Below are 16,580 nucleotides of genomic sequence, written 5' to 3'. Positions count from 1 at the left end.
AAATGAAATGCGCCCCCGAAGGGGCGCAAAAGTTTTAAACCAGTCTTCCCTGTTCCATCGCGGCTGCGATGAAAGAGGAGAAGAGTGGATGCGGCTCAAACGGACGTGACTTCAGTTCCGGATGGTACTGAACGCCGATGAACCAAGGATGATCCGCATATTCAACCGTTTCCGGGAGAACGCCATCTGGCGACATGCCTGAGAAGACCAGACCGCTTGCTTCCAGACGATCCTTATAGTCAACATTCACTTCATATCGGTGACGATGACGTTCGGAAATTTCGGTCGTACCGTAGATTTCGGCAATACGCGTTCCAGCCTTGAGTGTGGAATCATATGCGCCAAGACGCATCGTGCCGCCAAGATCACCAGACTTCGTGCGCTTTTCAAGCATATTGCCCTTGAGCCACTCAGTCATCAGACCAACAACAGGTTCCTTGGTCGGGCCGAACTCAGTCGAAGACGCATCTTCGATTCCTGCAAGGTTACGCGCGGCTTCGAGGCATGCCATCTGCATACCAAAGCAAATACCAAAATAAGGAACCTTGTGCTCGCGTGCAAATTTGGCAGCAAGGATCTTGCCTTCCGCACCACGCTCACCAAAGCCACCCGGCACCAGAATGCCGTGGACTTTTTCAAGGTACGGCGATGGGTCTTCGCTTTCAAAGACTTCCGCTTCGATCCAGTCGAGATTGACCTTCACCTTATTGGCAATGCCGCCATGCTGAAGCGCTTCGATCAGCGACTTATAAGCATCCTTGAGTTCGGTATATTTGCCGACCACGGCAATAGTCACTTCGCCTTCAGGATTGTGCAGAAGATGGGAAATTTCTTCCCAGCGTTCCATACGTGGCTTAGGAGCCGGTTCGATGCCGAATGCCGCCAGCACTTCATTGTCGAGACCTTCCTTATGATAAGCAATCGGCACATCATAAATCGTCGAGACGTCGAGCGCCTGAATAACCGCGCTTTCACGCACATTACAGAACAGCGAAAGCTTGCGGCGTTCAGAAGCCGGAATCTCACGATCCGCACGCACCAGAAGAATATCCGGCGCAATACCGATCGAACGCAGTTCCTTGACCGAATGCTGCGTCGGCTTGGTCTTGAGTTCACCTGCCGCTGGAATATACGGCATCAAGGTCAGGTGGATATAGACCGCGCTGCCACGCGGCAGTTCGTTGCCAAGCTGACGAATGGCTTCAAGGAACGGCATGGCTTCAATATCGCCAACCGTGCCGCCGATTTCGCACAGCACGAAATCATAATCGTCATTGCCTTCGAGAATGAAGTTTTTGATTTCATCCGTGACGTGAGGAATGACCTGAACCGTCGCACCGAGATAATCGCCGCGGCGTTCCTTTTCGATGATATTGCGGTAAATGCGACCGGTGGTAATGTTATCCCGCTGATTGGCAGGACGACCGGTGAACCGCTCGTAATGACCCAGATCAAGATCTGTTTCCGCACCATCGTCAGTCACAAACACCTCACCATGCTGGTAAGGCGACATCGTGCCGGGATCGACGTTCAGATAAGGGTCGAGTTTACGGATACGCACGCGGTAACCACGTGCCTGAAGGAGTGCAGCCAATGCTGCTGCGGCAATGCCTTTTCCGAGGGAAGAAACCACGCCGCCTGTGATGAATACATATCGCGCCATGGGCTTATGTCGTTAGACCCTTCTTGCTGATTCCGCCACTAAAAAAAGTGCGACCAGCGCTTTTTCCATCAAAATCACATCCGATCGGCCTCCCATATGGGAAAACCGGATGCTTTCACCAAGCTCAATTCTTCTCACACGATGTAGCATTCAATGTTACACGCGCACGAAAAAAGGCCGGGAAATTCCCGGCCTTTCGGGTATTTTAAACCGATATCAGAGAACGACGACTTTTGCGCCCATCCCGACTCGATCATAAAGATCCATGACATCTTCATTGGTCATGCGGAAGCAACCGTTTGAAGCCGGGCTACCGATGGTCCATGGCTGCGTTGTGCCGTGGATACGGATATAGGTATCCTTGTTACCCTGAAACAGGTACATCGCGCGCGAACCAAGCGGATTGCCCGGACCACCATCCATGCCATTCTTGTAACGGCCATATTGCGAAGGATTACGCTCGATCATTTCCTTGGTGGGAATCCAGCGTGGCCATTCGCGCTTGGCGTTAACAGTTGCGGTTCCCTTAAACTCAAGACCGACTTTACCCACAGCAATGCCATAGCGGCGCGCAGTGCCTGAGCTCTCGACGAGATAAAGAAAATACTTCGAAGGGTCGATAACGATCGTACCCGGCTCATAACCGGAGAATGATACGGTCTGCGCCTTATAACGCGGATCAACATTATAGCGATTCAGCCCTACCTTCTTGGCAGCACCAGCATTCGAAGCGCTTTTCTTTTTATTCTTTGCAGGCTTTGCTTTGGTATCGCTGGCCATTGCAACCTGCTGAACATTGCCTGCCGCAGCAGCATCAAGCTCGGCTTCAGCGCCGGCAGCACCAGCTGCAAAGACCGGAGTGGCAAATCCAATGCAAAGGCTTGCAATGCCCGCCATTAAAATAAAACGTGAAGACATGATCTGTTCCCGAAAACCCAAGCAATGCGGAGAGTGCCTGCCGCACTATCGCGCCCAGGCTTTAGCCCTGCATACTGTAAAGAGCGTCACTACTCAATTAACAGCATCGTGAGTTCATCACGATTCAGAGCACTCTATTGCCTGCTTGCAACACTTTCGGAATGTGCATTCTAACTGCACGCATCTTATCCAATAAAAAAAGCCGGCCCTGACGGACCGGCTTTCAAATTTTTATATTTCAAACCGCTTACTGCGAATTTGGAACCTGTGGAGCCTGTGGCTGTGTGGTTTCAGGCTGCGCAGGCGCAGGCGTTGGTGTCTCATTGGTCTGCGAAGATTCGCCGCCAAGCTGATTCAGAATGCCGCCGCCTGTATTCGTTCCGCCTGCGGGCTGAGTCTGCGTTCCTGTTGCAGGAATACGATCAAGAATATCAGTCGGACGCTCACCGTAACGAGCCATAATGCCCAGAGCGAGGGAAGTCGCAAAAAAGCCAATCGCCAGAATAGCGGTTGTGCGGGTCAGGGCATTGGCCGCGCCGCGCGCTGTCATAAAGCCCGAACCACCGCCGATGCCAAGGCCACCGCCTTCGGAACGCTGGATGAGCACAACGCCAACAAGCGCCAGAACGATCAACAGATGAATGACAATGACAATGGTCTGCATAGGTTAGGTCTTTATATCTCTGAACTAATGCAGCCACGGGAAACAACCCCGCAGCGCTGTGATACAAATAGATAGAGCGGCTCTTTACACGCTATTGCGTGATAATCCAAGCCCTACATCCTCAATAGATTGTGTTGCACGCCTTACAAATTACGATAGGCTTCGCATATGGCTAGGAAGTCCGAAGCTTTCAAGCTCGCACCACCGACAAGCGCGCCATCCACATCAGCGACGCCCAGCAATTCCGGCGCATTGCCCGGCTTGACCGAACCACCATAAAGCAAACGCAAATGTGCGCCATTCGCACCAAAACGTTCAATGAGCTTTTCGCGCATAAATGCGTGTGCTGTGCGGACATCCTGCACGGTTGGCGTGAGTCCTGTACCAATCGCCCATACTGGCTCATAAGCAATGATCGTGTTTTCAGCATGAACACCATCGGGGAGTGAAACTGCCAACTGGCTGCCAATCACTTCAAGGGTTTGATCTGCTTTACGCTGATCTGCCGTTTCACCGACACAGACGATAGCGACGAGCCCCGCACTCCATGCGGCTTCTGCTTTGCTGCGAACCAGTTCATTCGCTTCACGGTGATCAGTCCGACGCTCGGAGTGACCAAGGATAACATGACTTGCGCCCGCTTCTTTCAACATCAGCGCCGAAACATCCCCTGTATGCGCGCCGGAGGTTTTCTGATGGCAATCCTGTCCGCCCAGTGCAACCGTTTCGCCTTCCAACGTGTCAGCAGCGCGCGACAACAATGTCGCAGGAACACAAATGACAGCATCAAGCTTACGGCCAAGATCTGAACTCAAACCGGCCGCAATTGCGCGGAGTTCTGTCAGAGATTCTCCCGTACCGTTCATTTTCCAATTGCCAGCAACCAGCGGGCGGATTCCCGGAGTCATGTCATTCTCCTCGCCTTTAATGACGTTGAACTGCTCAATAGCCTTACAGCAGCGCAAATTTTTGCCACTGACTAAGCGTATTCGTCGTTCATTGCAATGTTCTTAGTGCTCAAAACCTAATCAGAACTTGCATCTGGGGCTGGCTTGAGGTTATCCCCTGTGACGGCTTTTTATCTTTCGCCAGGCTTTATTTTGTTCTTAAAGGGTTTCCAATGCTCGACAGTATGCGTGATGCCGCCAGATCATGGGTTGCTAAGCTTCTTCTCGGTTTGCTCGTTTTAAGCTTTGCAGTCTGGGGTATTGCAGATGCGTTCAATGGCGAGCTTCAGGTTGATGAAGCGATCAGCGCAGGCGACTCTTCTGTAAGCACGTCCGACTATCGCTTTGCTTACGAGCAGCAACTCATGCGGCTCTCGCAACAGTTCCGTCAGCGTCTGACCCGGGAACAAGCTCAGCAGCTTGGCGTGGACCAGCAGGTTCTGGCGCAGCTTGCAGCCGGCGTCGTGCTCGACGAGCAGGCCCGTAACATGCAGCTTGGCCTCTCCAAGGACGGTATCGCACGCCTCACCGCTGAAGATCCTTCCTTTAAAGATGCAAGCGGCAATTTCAGCCGTGCGCAGTTTGATGCTGTGCTGCGCCAGTCCAACATTCGCCCGCAGGATTATCTTGATAACCGCGCAAAGGTTGCGCGCCGCCAGCAGATCGTTGAAGCATCAACAGATGGCCTGAAAATGCCAAACACCATGCTGAAGGCACTGGCGCTGTATCAGGGCGAAAGCCGCAGTGCCGATTATATTACTGTTCCGGCTGAGAAAGCTGACGCCATTCCTGCACCGTCAGACGAAGCCGTCAAAGCATATTTTGATGAGCACAAGGCTGAATATAAGGCACCGGAATACCGCAAGATCACCTATGTGAAGCTTGAACCTTCCGATATTGCTGATGCATCCGCCGTCACGCAGGATGAAATCAAAGAATATTATGAGAAGAACAAAAGCCGCTTCAGCACCAATGAGACCCGCACCATCGAACAGCTGAATTTTGCCGATGAAGCTGCGGCGAAAGCAGCGCATGAAAAAATCGCTGCCGGTACCAGCTTTGTCGATATCGGCAAGGAACAGGGAAAGAGCGAAGCTGATCTGGTTTTGGGAACTTTCGAGAAAACGGCACTTCCTGATGCGGTTATCGCAGATGCGGCTTTTGCGTTGCCGGAAGGTGGCGTAACTGATGTGGTCAAGGGCGCATTTGGTCCTGTTATTCTGCGCGTTACGAAGGTTAATCCGGCAAATGTAAAGGCGCTGTCAGACGTCGAAAAAGAAATTCGCGATACAGTTGCGACCAATATCGCAATCAGCAGCATCAACGGCATTCATGATGCTTATGAGCAGCAGCGTTCGGAAGGCGGCAGCATGGCTGACGTTGCCAAAGCACTCAATCTCAAATCTGTAACGGTTGACGCGGTTGATGCAGAAGGCAACGATCCGACCGGCAAAAGCGTTGATCTGCCAAATTCGCAAGCCCTTATTTCGGCGGCGTTTCAGGCGGATCAGGGCTTTGATAATGATGCGCTGACATTGGGAAACACGGGTTACCTCTGGTATCAGGTCGATGGCATCACCCCTGCCCGTGATCGCACCCTTGATGAAGTCAAAGACAAGGTTATCGCTGAATGGAAAGGCGAAGAAGCTGTAAAGCGCCTTAACGACCGCATGGCAGAGCTGAAGAAGCGCCTTGATGGTGGAGAAACTCTCGATGCGATTGCAGCAGAGCTTGGGCTTGAAAAGCAGACCAAGCGCGGCATTACCCGCAATACGAACGATGCGGATTTTGGTTCGGCTGCAACCGCTCAGGTTTTCCGTGGGCCACTTAACCACACGGGCACCGCTGGCGCGGTTTCAAACGACGGACAAATCCTTTTCAAGGTTACCGAAGTCACCGAACCAACCGCAGCAGGCCCGGAAGCAATTCCTGCGCAACAACAGCAATATCTGGCAAACGCACTGACCGACGATGTTCTTGAGCAACTGGTTGGTGAATTGCAGAAGCAATATCCAGTGAAGATCAATCAAGCAGCGATCAACCGCGCGCTGGCATTCTGATCTTCTGGCACTCTGATAGGCAACGGACATAAATCATGGCTGACTTAAAACCCTATATCGCCAAGGCTGCCTTAGGCACCCCACTGTCGTTTGAGGATTCCAAGGCAGCTTTTGACATCATGATGTCCGGTCAGGCGACACCGTCGCAGATTGGTGGTTTCCTGATGGCGTTGCGTGTGCGTGGCGAAACCGTACCTGAAATTGCGGGTGCTGTTTCATCCATGCGCTCACGTATGCTGCCGGTAAGCGCTTCTGCTGACGCGGTTGACATCGTTGGCACCGGCGGTGACCAGTCTGGTTCTTATAATGTCTCCAGCTGCTCCGCTTTTGTTGTAGCGGGCGCAGGTGTTCCGGTTGCAAAACATGGCAACCGCGCCCTCTCATCCCGCTCTGGTGCAGCCGATGCTTTGGCTGCTTTGGGCGTGAATATCGAAGCTGATGCCAATACCATTGCGCGCAGCATTGATGAAGCTGGTCTCGGCTTCATGTTTGCACCGATGCATCATTCAGCAATGCGTCATGTCGGACCGTCACGTGTCGAACTCGGCACGAGAACAATTTTCAATCTGCTTGGACCACTTTCAAACCCGGCAAGCGTTAAGCGGCAACTGGTTGGCGTCTTTTCCGCTGAATGGGTCGAACCGCTGGCAGAAGTGCTTAAAGAGCTTGGCTCTGAAACGGCATGGGTTGTCTATGGCGATGGCCTTGATGAAATGACCACGGCTGGCACAACAAAGATCGCGGCACTCGAAAACGGAAACATTCGCACTTTTGAGATCACTCCTGAAGAAGTCGGCCTGCGTCGCGTGGACATGTCCGAGCTTAAAGGGGGCGATGCCGAAGTGAATGCCAAAGCCCTGCTTGACGTACTTGAGGGCGCGAAAAATGCTTATCGTGACATCGTGCTGTTGAATTCTGCCGCAGCACTGGTGATTGCAGGCAAAGCAAACGACCTCATGGAAGGCATCACCCTCGCCGCGCAATCAATCGACAGCGGTTCAGCGCTTGAAGTGCTGCAAAAAGTTATCGCTGTGTCTCATGACAAGCCGCTTTGACGGAGAAGAAAAAACATGTCCACTGACATTCTGCGGAAAATCGAAGCCTATAAGCGCGAAGAAATCGCTGCTGCCAAGGCTCGCCTTCCGCTCCAAGAAGTAACGGCACAGGCCAAAGATCAGCCCGCAACGCGCGGCTTTCTAAGTGCACTGGAATCCAAGCGCGCTGCAGACCAATTCGCACTCATTGCCGAAATCAAGAAGGCAAGCCCGTCAAAAGGCCTTATCCGCCCGGATTTTGACCCACCGGCATTGGCAAAAGCCTATGAAGATGGTGGTGCTGCCTGCCTTTCTGTTCTCACAGATACGCCCTCTTTTCAGGGCGCGCCTGAATTTCTGATTGCAGCGCGCAATGCATGCTCGCTGCCCGCCCTGCGCAAAGATTTCCTCTTCGATACCTATCAGGTCTATGAGGCGCGCAGCTGGGGCGCAGATTGCATTCTTATCATTATGGCAAGCGTCGATGATGACCTTGCAAAAGCGCTGGAAGAAACTGCTTTTGATCTCGGCATGGATGCACTGATTGAAGTGCATGACGAGGAAGAAATGGAACGTGCGCTGAAACTTTCATCGCGCCTCGTTGGCGTAAACAATCGCAATCTGCGCACATTTGAAGTCGATCTCGCAGTCTCTGAACGCCTCGCAAAGATGGTGCCTTCGGACCGCCTTCTGGTGGGCGAAAGCGGCATCTTCACCCATGACGACTGCCTGCGTCTCGAAAAATCGAATATCGGCACATTCCTGATCGGCGAAAGCCTGATGCGTAAAGAAGATGTGGCATCAGCCACCCGTGAACTTCTGACCGGTAGGGTGTGAACCATGTCTGCCAAGCTCACCCATATCGACCAGACAGGCGCCGCCCATATGGTCGATGTCGGCGACAAGGCTGAAACTGAACGCGTGGCCACCGCCGAAGGAGCGGTGAGAATGAAGCCGGAAACTCTGGCGCTTATTCTGGAAGGCAATGCCGCAAAAGGCGACGTTATCGGCACTGCCCGTCTTGCAGGCATTATGGCCGCGAAGAAGACCGCTGATCTCATTCCACTTTGCCACCCATTGATGCTGACAAAGGTGTCAGTAGACATTGAACCGGATCTGTCACTTCCCGGCCTTCGCATCTCTGCGACTGCGAAACTAAAAGGCCGAACCGGCGTTGAGATGGAAGCGCTGACTGCCGTATCAGTTACTTGCCTGACCATCTATGATATGGCGAAGGCCGTTGATCGCCACATGGAAATTACCAACATTCGCGTTTCGGCAAAGAGCGGTGGCAAGTCAGGTGACTGGAAAGCCTGATTTTTCAGACGAGAGGAAAACGCATGTCCCTGCTTCCAATCGATGAGGCCCTTGCACGTATTCTCAATAATGCAGAGCCGCATGGCACAGAGACGCTCTCTCTTTCTGAAGCAGGCGGACGTGTTGTTGCAGAACCTGTTCAAGCCAAGCTGAAACAGCCGCCCTTCGATTGCTCGGCCATGGATGGCTATGCATTGATGGCCCCACAAAACATCAACTATCCTCTTGAATTCAGTATCATCGGCGAATCAGCCGCCGGAAAACGCTTCGAAGGCCAACTGAAACAAGGCGAAGCGGTCCGCATCTTCACCGGCGCGCCGATGCCGGTAGGCGCTGATAGTATCGTTATTCAGGAAGACACGGAACGATCCGGCGGCAAGCTCACAATCCGTCAGGGATTGGACAAAGGCCGTCACATCCGTCATGCGGGCCTCGATTTTGCGCCTGGTGACACTATTCTGCCAAGTGGGCGGGAACTTGATGCCCCGGCCCTTTCGCTTGCCGCTGCCAGCGGCAATGCCATGATTTCTGTTTTCAAGCAGCCGCGCATTGCCATTCTGGCCACAGGGGATGAACTCGTTCCTCCGGGCACGATTCCCGGTGCCGACCAGATCGTCGCCTCCAACAGCATTGGCGTTGCTGAAATCGTGCGTCGTACAGGTGGAAAACCTGAAGATATGGGCATTATCAGCGACGACCCCGCAAAGATCGAATCCGCAATCAGTCAGGTTCTCGATGATGGTGTCGACATTCTCGTGACCATCGGCGGCGCATCGGTTGGTGATCGCGATTTTATGCACGGCGCGTTGAAAAATTGTGGTGTCGATCTCGACTTCTGGAAAATCGCCATGCGTCCCGGCAAGCCACTGATGTATGGACACAAAACTGTATCCGGCAAAACCGTTCATGTCATCGGCCTGCCGGGCAACCCGGTTTCAAGCCTCGTTTGCAGCTTGGTATTTCTGCGTCCGCTGATCGCGAAATTATCAGGGCGTCATTTGACCGCGGATTTCCGCCCGGCACGTCTTGGCAAGCCAATGAATGCGAACGATCATCGTCGTGATTATGTCCGCGCAACGGTTGAACAGGCGGCGGATGGCACACTCACCGCGACGCCGTATCCACTTCAGGATTCCTCAATGCTGTCAGCGCTGGTGGCTTCCGATGCCCTTTTGATCAGAGAAGAAAATGCACCCGCGGCCGCAGCGGGTGATGCTTGCACGATAATGATGCTATAGTAAAATCCAATAGGGTCGGCCCATATTAATAATTTTAAAACCATTGCGGAACAAGACTGGAACATATAGTGTTTGTTCTGGTTATGTTTTTATTTGATTCTGGTCCGGAGGGTATGCGCATGTTGACCCGTAAACAGCACGAGCTCCTGCTGTTCATTCATGAACGTATGAAAGAAACAGGCATTCCCCCCTCTTTCGATGAGATGAAAGAGGCGCTCGATCTGGCATCCAAATCGGGCATTCATCGGCTGATTACCGCCCTTGAAGAACGTGGCTTCATTCGCAGGCTGCCAAACCGTGCCCGCGCGCTTGAAGTGTTGCGCCTGCCCGATTCGATAGCCCCCGGTCTGAACGCGCAGAAGAAATTCGCGCCCAGCGTTATTGAGGGCAGCCTCGGCAAAGCCCCCTCTGCGCCTTCAGCAGCGCGCACCGCCCCGGTTTCAGCCAATAGTGATGCATCGGCGATGGTCTCAATTCCCATGATGGGTCGCATCGCAGCCGGTGTACCAATTTCGGCCATTCAAAATCAGACACATTCCATCAGCCTTCCACCCGAAATGCTTGGTGCGGGTGAGCATTACGCGCTTGAGGTCAAAGGCGATTCGATGATTGAAGCCGGTATTTTTGATGGTGATACGGTCATCATCAAGCGTGGCGATACCGCCAGCCCGGGGGAAATCATCGTGGCTCTCGTCGATGATGAAGAAGCGACACTGAAGCGGTTCCGCCGTAAGGGCGCATCGATTGCGCTGGAAGCCGCCAACCCGGCTTATGAAACACGCATTTTCGGACCTGACCGGGTCCGCGTACAGGGCAAGCTGATCGGTCTGATACGACGGTACTAAAAATCGTTCGGGAAAGGAGAGGCCGACAGCCTCTTTTCTATCGAAAATTGCTGGCAAAATGCGTAAAAACAAACAGATAGAGCATTTCCCATAATTCAATCAAAACGGGAAATGCTCTGCATAGACGGAAAGCATAAGTCCTGTCGGATCAAAACAAGGATCGATAGGAGCATGCTTTTAATAGAGTCCTTTAGAGCGTTTCTTCTGTTTCCACCCCGATAGTAAATACTTTCGCTCTCTTCTTATATTCGCGCTCAGGCTGACCGCGTGCGGCGCGCGAATAGAGACGATGAAGCTGCCAGGGGCGCGTTGGCGCACCGACTGAAAAATTTAAATAATCGGCATAGGCTGCATCCTTGCGCTGCTCCGCAACGGTAAAGCGATAAATCTGATGATCGTCGCGGACCGCTGGATCAGGAGAAACCGCCTGATGGCGCTGCATTTCCTCTCCCAGCCTTATTTCGAGCGTTCCTTTCAAGGCCAGTTCCTGTCGGCCAATCACCAGCGTAGACGAACGCGTGCAGCTTAAGTCTTTGCCTGCAATCGCCAAAACCACAACGTCCCCGACATTACAGGCAATCTCGTGCATTTCTTCCTGAGCGGTATAGGCAAATATGCGCCCGTCCCGAAGTGACAGGGTGCAAAGCCCATCCTCACAGATAAAGCCGTCCTCGCGCGCGCCAGCACTTCGTTTCATCGCACTCTGCGGTGGGATAAAATCATCAATCAGATAGGCCGTCTGCCAGTTCTGCGCCGTAAATTGCGGAGGTCTGCTGCGGTTGACTGCGAAACTTCCATCGCGCAATCGTACCGCCACTAATTTCGCGTCCTCGCTAATGAGGATATCGGGCATGGGCGAGCGCATAAACACCACAAGACCTGCCATAACGAAAGGCAATGCCAACAATCGCAATCTTGTGGTGAATGTGACGGATATGACAAGCGCGACAGTCCACAGGATCAGCGTCATCACCGGCATGACACCCGGATTACCATCGGGTGAAAAGCTGGCCACAAAGCTCGCAATATATCTCACCAGCAAGATGCCAAATCCCATGACCTGCAATGGCAGCCAATCAAGTTGCAACGGCATCAATATCAAGCTTAACACTGCAAACGGCATCACAAGTATCGAAATGACTGGTAGCGCCAGCACGTTTCCAACAAGTCCAAAGGGCGCCGTGTTGTTAAAATGATAGGCGGCAAATATACCGCTCGCTACACCGGCAACAATGGATGTCGCCCCCGTCGCAAATGTCGGAAAAAGTATCTTTGTCATCGTTCCACGGGGTGATGAGCGCAGATTATTACCTGCCGATTGCTTGCGCATTTTTCGGTCGCTCCACCAGGCAAATGCAGCAATCAGCCCCGCAGTCGCCGAAAACGACATCTGAAAGCTCGGCCCCAGAATTTCATGCGGAGAAATGGCAATCATCGCCACGGCCGCAATAGCCAGATTTCGCATACTGATCGCCGCACGATCAGCCAACAGCGCACAAAGCATGACGACAATCATCAAGTAGCTGCGCTGTGCCGCAACATCTGCGCCCGACATAGCGAGATAAAAAGTGCAACTCAAAAGCGAGAGAAATGCAGCATATTTCTTGACAGCATAACGTGCGCTGAAGGCGGGAAAAAGCGCGAATAATGCACGAAGAGACATCATGACCACACCGGCTGCCAGCACCATATGCAGGCCAGAAATTGACAGAATATGCGCAAGCCCCGCCTTGCGCAGATCATTGTTGGTTTCATCACTGATCCCTGCCCGCTCGCCTGCGATCAGTGCGGCGGCAACACTGCCATCTTCCCCTGAAAGCACCTCCGCAATCCTCTCGGAAACATGGACACGCAATCTGGCAATTTCAGTTGCAATCGTCGCCTTAAGCCCCTTCGGTTCCAAAACATCTGCAATTTTCGGAGTTCCAAGAAAAAAGCCATTCGCTCCAATCCCGGCAAAATAGGCATGGAATGCAAAATCATAATTGCCCGGTCTCAACGGCCCAGAAGGCACGCGCAGACGCGCAAAGCCAGTTAATCCGCTGCCAATTGTCGTGCGTGCCGGAATATCGCGCGCTGTAATGCGGATGCGTTGTGGTGCATAGCGAAGCTTCGGTCTTTGGGTTTCGATCAAATCAAGCGTCACACGCCAACTGCCGTTATCCTTATATTCGAGCGCTGCCACCCTTCCTGTAATGCGCGTCGCGACCTCCGAGCCTAACAATTGCGTGGCTCGCCACTCTGTTTCAAATTTTCCCGCAATCACTCCCAACTGAAGCGCAAGGGCCAGCGTTAGCAACCGCGATGACAGAAAATGCCTGCGTGATAAAACTCGAACACCACCAAGAGCGGTTAGAATTGCCAGAATGGGCAACCAATGAGGTTCAAATGAGAGTGTGAAATAGACAATCGCCCCGATGCCCATGAAGACCGGAAACAGCAGGAAAAACATGCCCCTGCCGATTTCCCTTAGCATTGCAGCACTTAAGTTGAGCCACGCAAGCGAAGCCAGCGCCGACAGTCGCTGTGATGGGGTTCGATGCTGTTGTGGTAAGATGGGAGATAAATCTTCGCTTGCTTTATAAGGTATCCAAGGTTCGGGCAATAAGGCGCGTTCAAGCCCCGCGGACATGTCTTTGACAAATACCCGTTCGCTTATTTCCTGTGTGTCCCTTATGCTCGTCATGCCCCCGCCTGACTGCAAAAGTGTTCCCCGATCGCGCGAAGCCCTTGCGCACTGTGCTGCCTATGCTACATGAACCCCAGTCAAAATCGATAGGGTTCTCACTCAAGAATCCTTGACGCCTGTAGATTATGAACAAACGGGCGCTACATATTCAAAATTCTGCCTCGTCCAGCACATCTGCTGTACCCTGACGCGGCCTTTATAGTGGAGCTGTCATGTCGAAACCGGTCGTAACCCGTTTTGCCCCCTCGCCCACGGGTTTCCTTCATATTGGCGGAGCCCGGACCGCCCTGTTCAATTGGCTTTATGCCAAGCACAGCGGCGGCAAAATGCTGTTGCGCATCGAGGATACCGACCGCGAACGCTCCACGGATGCAGCAACGGCTGCAATTCTCGACGGTCTGACATGGCTTGGCCTTGACTGGGATGGTGACGTCATTTCGCAGTTCGAACGCGCACCGCGTCATCGCGAAGTGGCTGAAGAACTGGTTGCCAAAGGCAAAGCCTACTATTGCTATGCAACGCCGCAAGAGCTGGAAGACATGCGCGAGAAGGCCCGGGCCGAAGGCCGTCCGCCGCGTTATGATGGCCGCTGGCGCGACCGTGATCCATCCGAAGCACCGGCAGGTGTAAAGCCAGTCATCCGAATCAAGGCACCTCGCGAAGGCGAAACACTGGTACGCGATGCCGTACAGGGCGATGTGCGTTTCCCGAACAAGGATCTTGATGATTTCATCATTCTGCGTTCGGACGGCAATCCAACCTATATGCATGCTGTTGTCGTCGACGATCATGATATGGGGGTCACCGATATTATCCGTGGCGATGATCACCTGACCAATGCGGCACGCCAGACCGTGATTTATGATGCGATGGGCTGGGACGTTCCGCAAATGTCACACATCCCGCTGATCCACGGCGCAGATGGTGCAAAACTATCCAAGCGTCACGGCGCACTGGGCGTTGATGCCTATCGCGCCATGGGTTATCTGCCGGAAGCGCTGCGCAACTATCTAGTTCGCCTTGGCTGGAGCCATGGCGACGATGAAATCATGTCAACCGAACAGATGATCGAATGGTTCGACGTGAAAGACATCAATAAAGGCGCGGCACGTTTTGACTTTCAGAAACTGGAAGCCATCAACGGCGTTTATATGCGTAACAGTGATGATAAAGCACTGTTTGATGCTCTCATCGCTGTGCTGCCGGAAATTGAGGGCGGCGAAGAGCTTGCAAAAGCCCTTGATGACAAGGGACGTGCGCAACTTCTCACCGCAATGCCGGGCCTTAAGGATCGCGCAAAAACGCTTGTCGAGCTGGCCGACGGCGCGAAATTCATTTTCGCACAGCGTCCGCTGAAATTCGATGAAAAAGCAGCCTCCCTGCTCAATGATGAAGGCCGTGCAGTTCTCAAAGCTGTGCTCCCGCATCTTGAAGCAGCCACAGACTGGACCGTTGAATCGCTGGATGCAGCCGTTCGCGCGCATGCAGAGGCCGTTGGCCTGAAACTTGGTAAGGTGGCACAACCTCTGCGCGCCGCACTGACAGGCCGAGCAACATCTCCGGGTGTATTCGACGTTCTGTTCGTTCTGGGCCGAGACGAGTCGCTTGCACGTATAAAAGATCAAATCGTTTGAAATCCCAGCTTTCACGCTGACGTGACAAAACGGGCTTAATTAGTACAAATTACGCATTGCATCGCAAAATCATTGGGATAGTTTGGCGAGCGAAATCGTTAGGGTAATGCGTTGAAAAACCGGGTTCCCGCGAAAGCGGGAAACATCCAGAGATTACGAGAGACAAGTTATAACGACGATTAAAATTCAGCCGCCATGCGGGCGGCAAAGTGGACACGAAAGGAAACACGATGTCAGATAAGACAGCAAGCTTTACCCTCGACGGCAAAACATTCGATCTGCCTGTACGACAAGGCACTGTCGGGCCAGAGGTCGTCGACATCGGGCCACTTTACAAGAACGCCAACGCTTTCACTTATGATCCAGGTTTCACATCGACGGCTTCGTGTGAATCCAAAATCACTTATATTGATGGCGATAAAGGTGTTCTTCTTTATCGTGGTTATCCGATTGATCAGCTTGCTGAACATGGTGACTTTCTCGAAACCTGCTACCTGCTGCTTTACGGTGAACTGCCAACAGCAACCCAGAAAGCTGATTTCGATTACCGCGTAACACGTCACACGATGATCCATGAGCAGATGACGAAGTTCTTTACGGGCTTCCGTCGTGATGCGCACCCGATGGCAGTGATTGTTGGCTGCGTTGGTGCAATGTCGGCTTTCTACCATGACTCGACCGATATCACCGATCCACATCAGCGCATGGTTGCTTCAATCCGCCTGATCGCCAAGGTGCCAACGCTTGCCGCAATGGCCTATAAGTATCACATTGGCCAGCCGTTTATGTATCCGAAGAACGACCTCGATTTTGCGTCGAACTTCCTGCACATGTGCTTTGGCGTTCCATGCGAAGAATATAAGGTCAATCCGGTTCTGGCGCGCGCTATGGACCGTATTTTCATCCTGCACGCTGATCACGAGCAGAACGCATCGACCTCGACCGTTCGTCTTGCTGGATCGTCGGGTGCCAATCCGTTTGCGTGTATCGCCGCTGGCGTTGCCTGTCTCTGGGGCCCGGCACATGGTGGCGCCAATGAAGCAGCCCTCAACATGCTGGCTGAAATTGGCACGGTAGACCGCATTCCAGAATTCATCGCACGTGCCAAGGACAAGAACGATCCGTTCCGTCTGATGGGCTTTGGCCATCGCGTTTACAAAAACTACGATCCACGCGCGAAGATCATGCAGAAGACCTGCCATGAGGTTCTGGGCGAACTCGGCATCAAGGACGATCCGCTTCTCGACGTTGCTCTGGAACTCGAAAAGATCGCTCTGACCGATGAGTATTTTATCGAAAAGAAGCTCTATCCAAACATCGACTTCTATTCCGGCATCACCTTGAAGGCTCTCGGTTTCCCAACCGAAATGTTCACGGTTCTGTTCGCACTCGCCCGCACCGTCGGCTGGGTCGCGCAGTGGAAGGAAATGATCGAAGATCCACAGCAGAAGATCGGCCGTCCGCGCCAGCTCTACACAGGATCTGCGGAACGCGATTACGTACCAGTCGCAAAGCGCAAGTAATCGTCGTTCGATATGCAAAAACCCCGGCAAATCGCCGGGGTTTTTCTT

At 52.9% G+C, this 16,580-nt stretch carries 13 protein-coding genes; 8 read left to right on the top strand and 5 right to left on the bottom strand.

Annotated features, from left to right (window positions below; genetic code table 11):
- Window positions 1-34: 34 nt before the first annotated feature.
- From pyrG to tpiA, 4 genes are all read right to left on the bottom strand, one after another.
- Window positions 35-1,663, bottom strand: a complete 1,629-nt coding sequence (gene pyrG, locus ABE527_RS06930; RefSeq protein WP_499694625.1) for a CTP synthase — start codon at window positions 1,661-1,663, stop codon at window positions 35-37.
- Window positions 1,664-1,879: 216 nt separating this feature from the next.
- The gene (locus tag ABE527_RS06925) at window positions 1,880-2,581 is read right to left on the bottom strand and encodes a L,D-transpeptidase (RefSeq protein ID WP_499696483.1); all 702 of its coding nucleotides are present in this window, start codon (window positions 2,579-2,581) and stop codon (window positions 1,880-1,882) included.
- 247 nt (window positions 2,582-2,828) lie between these two features.
- The gene (gene secG / locus ABE527_RS06920) at window positions 2,829-3,245 is read right to left on the bottom strand and encodes a preprotein translocase subunit SecG (protein ID WP_499696482.1); all 417 of its coding nucleotides are present in this window, start codon (window positions 3,243-3,245) and stop codon (window positions 2,829-2,831) included.
- A gap of 143 nt (window positions 3,246-3,388) precedes the next feature.
- Entirely contained in the window at window positions 3,389-4,153 is a 765-nt protein-coding gene (tpiA, locus tag ABE527_RS06915) for a triose-phosphate isomerase (RefSeq protein ID WP_265984626.1), read from the bottom strand.
- A 212-nt stretch (window positions 4,154-4,365) separates the two neighbouring features.
- Here tpiA and ABE527_RS06910 point away from each other — a divergent pair, with 212 nt between their 5' ends.
- The 6 genes from ABE527_RS06910 (at window position 4,366) to lexA (ending at window position 10,686) form a co-directional block, all read left to right on the top strand.
- A complete protein-coding gene (locus ABE527_RS06910) occupies window positions 4,366-6,252 on the top strand; it encodes a peptidyl-prolyl cis-trans isomerase (protein ID WP_499696481.1) in 1,887 nt (628 codons plus the stop codon).
- A 35-nt stretch (window positions 6,253-6,287) separates the two neighbouring features.
- Window positions 6,288-7,307 carry an anthranilate phosphoribosyltransferase gene (trpD, locus tag ABE527_RS06905; RefSeq protein WP_499696480.1) on the top strand — a complete coding sequence of 340 codons (1,020 nt, stop codon included), beginning with the start codon at window positions 6,288-6,290 and terminating at the stop codon, window positions 7,305-7,307.
- A gap of 15 nt (window positions 7,308-7,322) precedes the next feature.
- Complete coding sequence (trpC, locus tag ABE527_RS06900; RefSeq protein WP_499696479.1) at window positions 7,323-8,123, top strand: indole-3-glycerol phosphate synthase TrpC; 801 nt, start codon at window positions 7,323-7,325, stop codon at window positions 8,121-8,123.
- Window positions 8,124-8,126: 3 nt separating this feature from the next.
- Window positions 8,127-8,603 (top strand): cyclic pyranopterin monophosphate synthase MoaC, encoded by a 477-nt coding sequence (moaC, locus tag ABE527_RS06895; RefSeq protein ID WP_265984622.1) that lies wholly within the window; start codon window positions 8,127-8,129, stop codon window positions 8,601-8,603.
- 23 nt (window positions 8,604-8,626) lie between these two features.
- Window positions 8,627-9,841 carry a molybdopterin molybdotransferase MoeA gene (locus ABE527_RS06890; protein ID WP_499696478.1) on the top strand — a complete coding sequence of 405 codons (1,215 nt, stop codon included), beginning with the start codon at window positions 8,627-8,629 and terminating at the stop codon, window positions 9,839-9,841.
- 119 nt (window positions 9,842-9,960) lie between these two features.
- A complete protein-coding gene (lexA, locus tag ABE527_RS06885) occupies window positions 9,961-10,686 on the top strand; it encodes a transcriptional repressor LexA (RefSeq protein ID WP_499696477.1) in 726 nt (241 codons plus the stop codon).
- Between the two features lie 190 nt (window positions 10,687-10,876).
- Here lexA and ABE527_RS06880 read toward each other — a convergent pair whose 3' ends face one another.
- Complete coding sequence (locus ABE527_RS06880) at window positions 10,877-13,372, bottom strand: ComEC/Rec2 family competence protein (RefSeq protein WP_499696476.1); 2,496 nt, start codon at window positions 13,370-13,372, stop codon at window positions 10,877-10,879.
- A 215-nt stretch (window positions 13,373-13,587) separates the two neighbouring features.
- On the opposite strand from ABE527_RS06880, the gene gltX reads away from it, so the two are divergent.
- Together gltX and gltA are read left to right on the top strand one after the other, a co-directional pair.
- Window positions 13,588-15,009 (top strand): glutamate--tRNA ligase, encoded by a 1,422-nt coding sequence (gltX, locus tag ABE527_RS06875; protein WP_265984577.1) that lies wholly within the window; start codon window positions 13,588-13,590, stop codon window positions 15,007-15,009.
- Between the two features lie 230 nt (window positions 15,010-15,239).
- The gene (gene gltA / locus ABE527_RS06870; protein ID WP_265984576.1) at window positions 15,240-16,532 is read left to right on the top strand and encodes a citrate synthase; all 1,293 of its coding nucleotides are present in this window, start codon (window positions 15,240-15,242) and stop codon (window positions 16,530-16,532) included.
- Window positions 16,533-16,580: the final 48 nt, after the last annotated feature.

The organism is Brucella sp. TWI432 (assembly GCF_039674445.1).
Taxonomy (GTDB): domain Bacteria; phylum Pseudomonadota; class Alphaproteobacteria; order Rhizobiales; family Rhizobiaceae; genus Brucella; species Brucella chromiisoli.
This window is presented reverse-complemented; position numbering and strand designations above follow the sequence as displayed.